The sequence below is a fragment of the Calidithermus terrae genome (assembly GCF_003574345.1).
Lineage (GTDB): Bacteria > Deinococcota > Deinococci > Deinococcales > Thermaceae > Calidithermus > Calidithermus chliarophilus.
Map to the genome: position 1 here is coordinate 1 of NZ_QXDL01000240.1, position 5373 is coordinate 5373.

At 54.2% G+C, this 5373-nt stretch carries 8 protein-coding genes; 7 read left to right on the forward strand and 1 reads right to left on the reverse strand.

The window, feature by feature from the left end; all coding sequences use genetic code 11:
* The 7 genes from Mterra_RS18340 to Mterra_RS18360 form a co-directional block, all read left to right on the forward strand.
* Positions 1-802: CHAP domain-containing protein (locus Mterra_RS18340; RefSeq protein ID WP_119316456.1), on the forward strand; the 802-nt coding region annotated here is incomplete at its 5' end.
* Positions 799-1386: a hypothetical protein gene (locus tag Mterra_RS22030; RefSeq protein WP_147372932.1), complete on the forward strand. Its 588-nt coding sequence runs from the start codon at positions 799-801 to the stop codon at positions 1384-1386. The genes Mterra_RS18340 and Mterra_RS22030, both read left to right, overlap by 4 nt.
* A gap of 33 nt (positions 1387-1419) precedes the next feature.
* Positions 1420-2016: a hypothetical protein gene (locus Mterra_RS18345; protein WP_119316457.1), complete on the forward strand. Its 597-nt coding sequence runs from the start codon at positions 1420-1422 to the stop codon at positions 2014-2016.
* 14 nt (positions 2017-2030) lie between these two features.
* Positions 2031-2612, forward strand: coding sequence for a hypothetical protein (locus Mterra_RS22035; protein WP_147372933.1), 582 nt, complete (start codon positions 2031-2033; stop codon positions 2610-2612).
* 166 nt (positions 2613-2778) lie between these two features.
* The gene (locus tag Mterra_RS18350) at positions 2779-3567 is read left to right on the forward strand and encodes a hypothetical protein (protein WP_119316458.1); all 789 of its coding nucleotides are present in this window, start codon (positions 2779-2781) and stop codon (positions 3565-3567) included.
* 372 nt (positions 3568-3939) lie between these two features.
* On the forward strand, positions 3940-4908 hold the full coding sequence (locus tag Mterra_RS18355) for a hypothetical protein (RefSeq protein ID WP_147372934.1): 969 nt from the start codon (positions 3940-3942) through the stop codon (positions 4906-4908).
* A 72-nt stretch (positions 4909-4980) separates the two neighbouring features.
* Entirely contained in the window at positions 4981-5289 is a 309-nt protein-coding gene (locus Mterra_RS18360; RefSeq protein ID WP_119316460.1) for an FHA domain-containing protein, read from the forward strand.
* Here Mterra_RS18360 and Mterra_RS23710 read toward each other — a convergent pair.
* The gene (locus Mterra_RS23710) at positions 5274-5339 is read right to left on the reverse strand and encodes a hypothetical protein (protein WP_420836705.1); all 66 of its coding nucleotides are present in this window, start codon (positions 5337-5339) and stop codon (positions 5274-5276) included. The two genes, Mterra_RS18360 and Mterra_RS23710, sit on opposite strands and share 16 nt — an antisense overlap.
* Between the last annotated feature and the right edge of the window lie 34 nt (positions 5340-5373).

The window sequence follows — 5373 nt, forward strand, 5'->3', positions numbered from 1 at the left end:
GGAGTTCACCGCGAAGTACGACGCGGGCAAGTTCCAGGGACAGACCCGGCAATTCCGCAACGGGCGGCTCAGCTTCAGCCCAGGGGGCAAGCCCAAGACCCTCGAGGGGGAGTGGCTGGGCAAGGATGAGGGGGGAAAGGACACCATCTACCGACTTACGGCTGTGTGGGTGCCTAATTCAGGGATTACGATCAATACCCAAATGATCGAGGAAATTAACAACGCTTCTAGATCAGATAGGACGAGTGGGTATAAATCCCCCTACTGGGGAAAGCAAATTGGTTCACTTGATGGTATTCCTGTATATTATAATGCGCGCGACGAAGGCAACAATAATAGAAGAAACAAACTGAAAGACTCCAATGGGAAGGTAATTTATGATTTTGGATTAAAGTGGCAATGCGTCGAATTTATTCGACGCTATTTCTACTACAAACACGGTTTCTTATTTGAGGGCCGCGGGGATGCCCACTCCTATTTTAGCGATGAAGTCAAGGACGGCGGAAATCACCGCGAGCTCAGGCAGTATATGAATGATCACGGCTATGACCGAAGAGTAGGAAAATTTACTGGTAAAGGCAGCGTTTCAAAGCCACAGAAGGGCGATCTGATCGTAATGCACTATTCTACTACCGGCCATGTCGCGATCATCGGTGAGGTCAGCGATGACCACGTCACCATCGTGCAGCAGAATGTTGAAACCGACGTTACGGAGAGACTCCCGCTCGAGAAGGTGTTCGTCGGCGGTGAGGTCCGCTGGCGGATCAACAGCACCAGGGTTAGAGGGTGGCTGAGGCCATGAAACTAAGATCCCTTGGATTGAAACGGCGATGGCGTGTGATTCCCGTGGGTATCGTGTTGCTCTTCGTTGGCGTTGCCCTTGTTCAGAGTTCTGCAAACGGAGTATTGGGCACTAAAGGGAGCCTGATGAACACGGTGTTTTGTGGTCGATATAAATGCAAACCTGGCGAGGAGCATGGGCAGTTATACACGACTATTCCCCTAGAAAGATCTTTCGGCAATAAGCATCCTCAAATAGCCAACCAAAGCATTTACGCAGCGAGAGATCAGGACTCAATAATGGTTGCGCTATATGCCTTGATACCGATAGTCAAGAGCGTAAGGCCCGAACAAACGAAGTACATTTCCGACTTATATCAATCCCTTTTAGGTATAGGCATGGGAAAAGACTTCTTGCGGAGGTGTTTACTGGCAAAGCGCGATTCAAAAGGAGTAGGTGAAAAAGTTCTTCAAGAAGGTCGTCTTGCCAACAGGTCTGGGAAATACAAGTCTTTCATACTCGAGTGCAAACTCGATCTGAGCGATATCCCCTCCGATCCCGGGATTACAAACTTACTGGAGTTGAATTTCCTCGCAATGCCGTAGATCGTGATAGGGGGTGGCTTAGAAGGAGTAACGATGCGGCAGATGGCTTGTGTTCTCGTGCTGGTGGGCCTTGCCTTAACCCTGGCCCAGGAGAGAGCGCCTGAGTTGGGCATTTACAACACCACCACCCCTATGATGAGCATCTGGTTCTGCAAGAAATATAAATGCGTTGCTGACACACAGGAAAAATCGCTTCTTATAACTCAGTTAACTGAACACACAAAGGACGCTGTACAGGCTTCTAGCGCTCAGCGCACTATTGACTTGTACATATACAGAGACAAATACGGAAGAATCACCGGTGCCGATGTCTTTATGCCCCCCGGCACGGCTGGTCGTATCTTCAACCGCGAAGAAAGGGAGTACCTGACCGACCTCACCCGCCTGCTGCTAGGGCTCGAGGTTGAGCCGATGCGCTTCGTAAACGGGTGTCAGGTGAACGTGATGGGCTTAAAACCCCTAGAGCTAGGGATGTACCTGATGCAGAAGGGCAAATCCAACACCAGACCCCCCAAAGACTACGTCATCGTGTGCAACCACGTGTTTTGGAGTTCGAAGCCAGGCCCCTCCGGCCTTACCGAGGATGTGGTTCGCTTCATCATCGCTGAGCAAATGCCCGATCGTTGGTAGGAGGAGCTTAGAGTATGAGACAACTGCTGACCTTTGTGCTGCTGTTAGCCGTTGCCCTGGGTCAAAATAGCACATCCTCTTTGGGCATCTACAACACCACCGCCTCCATGATGAGCACATGGCTCTGCAAGAAGTACAAATGTGCGGTGGACACCTCTCAGGGGTCTGGGAGGGGGGGTTCAAGCTTCCTGACTTACCTGCCTGAGTACTCTATTGTCGAGCATCACCCGCTCAAGTTAACTGTTGGAAGGGATAGTTATGGGAGGATTGCTCAGGCTGAAGCCTTGCTGCCCCCTGGCACAGCCGGACGCATACTCAACTACGAAATGGAATATCTAGCCGACCTTACCCGCTTATTACTAGGAGTTGAGATCGAGCGCAAACGATTTGTAGATGAGTGCCAAACCTTCGTGATGGGTCTAGATGGGGAGCGGGGACTATGGTTTATGGAGAAAGGCAAGGCTAACACTAAGCCCCCCAAGGAATATATCATCCTGTGCAGCTACGTCAGGATGGGTCAGAAAACGGGGTACTCAGCTCTTACTGAAGATGCCATTCGATTCATCATTACGGATGAAGTACCTGAGCAGTCTTAGTTTTTATTACATTGAGAAAATGTATAGCCTTAGGACAACACGTAAGTGGTGCTATTGCCTTTTACTCCGCTATAGGGGGTAACAATAACTCGTCTACTCCTACTTTTGGCCTGCTTCGCCAAGCTTATATCCCAAGTTGTGTAGCGCTCTCCAAAATGCTTGTTTTATGAGAAGCATAGTGGCTCTGCTGTTAATCACCCTAATGAGTCTGTCTGGGCTATCCAAGCCCTTCGTCCTCCCACAGGTTGACTTCAGGAGCTGGCCCTTCATACCGCCCCCGTCCGGCTCCAAGGAGCAGCGCGCGGCCGAGGAGATACTCAGGAGGGATGGCTACTACCCCAGGGCGTCAGGATGGCTGCTCGGTTACATCGAAGGGTCCTTCACCCAGCCCAAGGTCAAGGAGAAGATCCTGCTGTACAACCAGGACAAGCCCTCCTTCGGTGATGAGGTATCGCCCTATCAGGCGACTTATAGTAAAGCCATCTTGATCAGTAACTTTGATCTCGTTGACTCACCGCCAGATGCGACCGTCGGGGTTAGCGCCATTCACTATACGACCGCAGGCCACTACATCGCCAACGTGGGGGACCTCAACGCGGACGGCCGGGACGAGATATTACGGGTGCACGAGCGCGTGAGGCTGACCCAGGAGGGCGGGGTGTTCTGGCTGGACGCGGACATCGTCAACTACAGCCGCGGTTCGGGCAAGCTATTCGGTTTGTTGGTTGAAGTGAAGTACGCGGAGCTGCCCGAGGTGTTCGTCTTTGAGTGCCCTAGCTATCCGAAAATCCGGACGGCCCGCGTGGTCTCAAAGGTGCTGACTTTCGAGAAAAATGCCGTGGTCCTCAAGAGCTACACCGCGCCTTGTATTGATCAAACAGATCACCCACCCCTGAACACCTTCAAGCTCGCCGGAACCGAGCGGGTACAGCTCAAGAAGCTCCCCGTTCGGTGAGGCGTGCCCCCCCAATGCTGTTACGGCTCAAGAATAAGATTCATACGCTACTACTTAGGAAATACGCTACTACTAGGAAAAATGGACAGATGTCACCGCCACCATCATTACCAATCAATTGTATTTACCTGGCATTTACAGGCAGAGAATAGGGGCTGAGGCATCTAGAATAGGGCCACCGCAATTTCTCTTCAACCTTCCCCTAAGGGGTACGACCATTGAAGTGGAACTTACTCGAGTAGGAAGCACTCCCGTAAAGTGCCAGCTCTTAGGGAAAGATGGCGTGTTCGAGGCACGCTGCCCATGAATACCTCTTCGTTAGGTAAGGGTTGTGCGATCTCAAATGTCAAATAGGAAGGGTGCTTGACCTTTATGGATAAAGACAAACCAGATAAAGCTTACAGGTCGCGGCTTACAAAGCGGGTTTGGGCTGTAGCTGCTGTCATCGGGTTAGGACTAGCGGGTCTCGGGCTCTATCGGGTCAGCTATACCCCGTCAGGAAATCTTGTTCCCCCACCGCCCGGGGCTTCAGAGCGCTCCCTCGGAGTCCCACCGGACACAACCCCCAACCCAACGAAGCCCAAGGACGATCTGGTCTATGAGCGGGTAGACCCCAACACCGAGACGCCCGGCCCGCCGTTCTACCGGCTGGTCGCACGGTCGGGGGATCAGGCTTACGTCGTTATTGACGAGAAGGAGGAAATCTGCTTCTACGACCTCTACCCCAAGGACTTCGACGAGGACGGGTACAGCGACGTGCTAATTCGCATGAACGGGGGGTGCGGCGGGAACTGCTGCCTGGATGAGTACTTCTTCGTGTCGCACCGGGGGAACGGACGCTTCAGCCGCAGCAAGCCTTTCGGCTATGCCTACAAGGAACCCGAGATCGAACGGCACCGGGGCCGGTGGAGCGTCGTGGTCGAAGTGCGTAACGAGGGGTTTAACACCAACGACCCTATCGACGTGCACGAACGGTACGTCCTCGAGGACGGTAACGCCGTGCTGGTGGAGAAAAGCGAGCTCAAACCTCTTCTTGCCGTCGCCGAGATGAAGTCCGAGGAGCTTGCGGACCTCACCGCCGCCGAGGAGCGAAGCTTGCGCTACGACCTCGACGGAGACGGCGCGGAGGACCGGATTATCGGAAGCTTCTGGGCAAGGTGGGGGCGCATTTCCTGGAGGGTGCAGTTCTCCAGCGGCCTCTCCTTCGAAGACAATTACGCCTGCAAGCGGATCGGCGTGCTGGCCTCGAGGAGCCAAGGAGTGCACGACCTGGTTTGCGATCTGACGACCGTCTATCGGTGGGACGGCAAGACCTACGTGAGGCAGGAGCCCGGGCCTTAGTATTTGCAAATCGATTATGAAAGATAAAATGCTAACTTTTTCTAGAGTTGGTAAACTGCGGCTCGAGCGAAGATGGATACCTCCAGAGGCCAGATCATCGTCCAACTTCAAGGGGCCACCGTCCAGACGGTGGACCTCACCGCCGACTCCCTCACCATCGGCCGGGTGCCCGACAACGGGCTGGTGCTTCCCATCCCGCCCGTCAGCCGGCATCACGCTGAGCTCCGGCTGACGGCGCAGGGGCCGGTGATCACCGACCTCGGCTCGACCAACGGGACCTACGTGGGGGGCGTGCGGCTGGTGGCGCACCAGGAGTTCCCGCTGATCCCCGGCATCCCGGTGCAGATCGGTCCTTTCGTGCTGACCTATTCCCCCACGTAGGTCCCGTTGGTCGAGCCGAGGTCGGTGATCACCGGCCCCTGCGCCGTCAGCCGGAGCTCAGCGTGATGCCGGCTGACTGGCGGG

Coding starts and splice junctions, on each gene's coding strand:
- Mterra_RS18345 (WP_119316457.1), top strand. CDS start 1,420: ATGCGGCAGATGGCTTGTGTTCTCGTGCTGGTGGGCCTTGCCTTAACC.
- Mterra_RS18350 (WP_119316458.1), top strand. CDS start 2,779: ATGAGAAGCATAGTGGCTCTGCTGTTAATCACCCTAATGAGTCTGTCT.
- Mterra_RS22030 (WP_147372932.1), top strand. CDS start 799: ATGAAACTAAGATCCCTTGGATTGAAACGGCGATGGCGTGTGATTCCC.
- Mterra_RS18360 (WP_119316460.1), top strand. CDS start 4,981: ATGGATACCTCCAGAGGCCAGATCATCGTCCAACTTCAAGGGGCCACC.
- Mterra_RS22035 (WP_147372933.1), top strand. CDS start 2,031: ATGAGACAACTGCTGACCTTTGTGCTGCTGTTAGCCGTTGCCCTGGGT.
- Mterra_RS18355 (WP_147372934.1), top strand. CDS start 3,940: ATGGATAAAGACAAACCAGATAAAGCTTACAGGTCGCGGCTTACAAAG.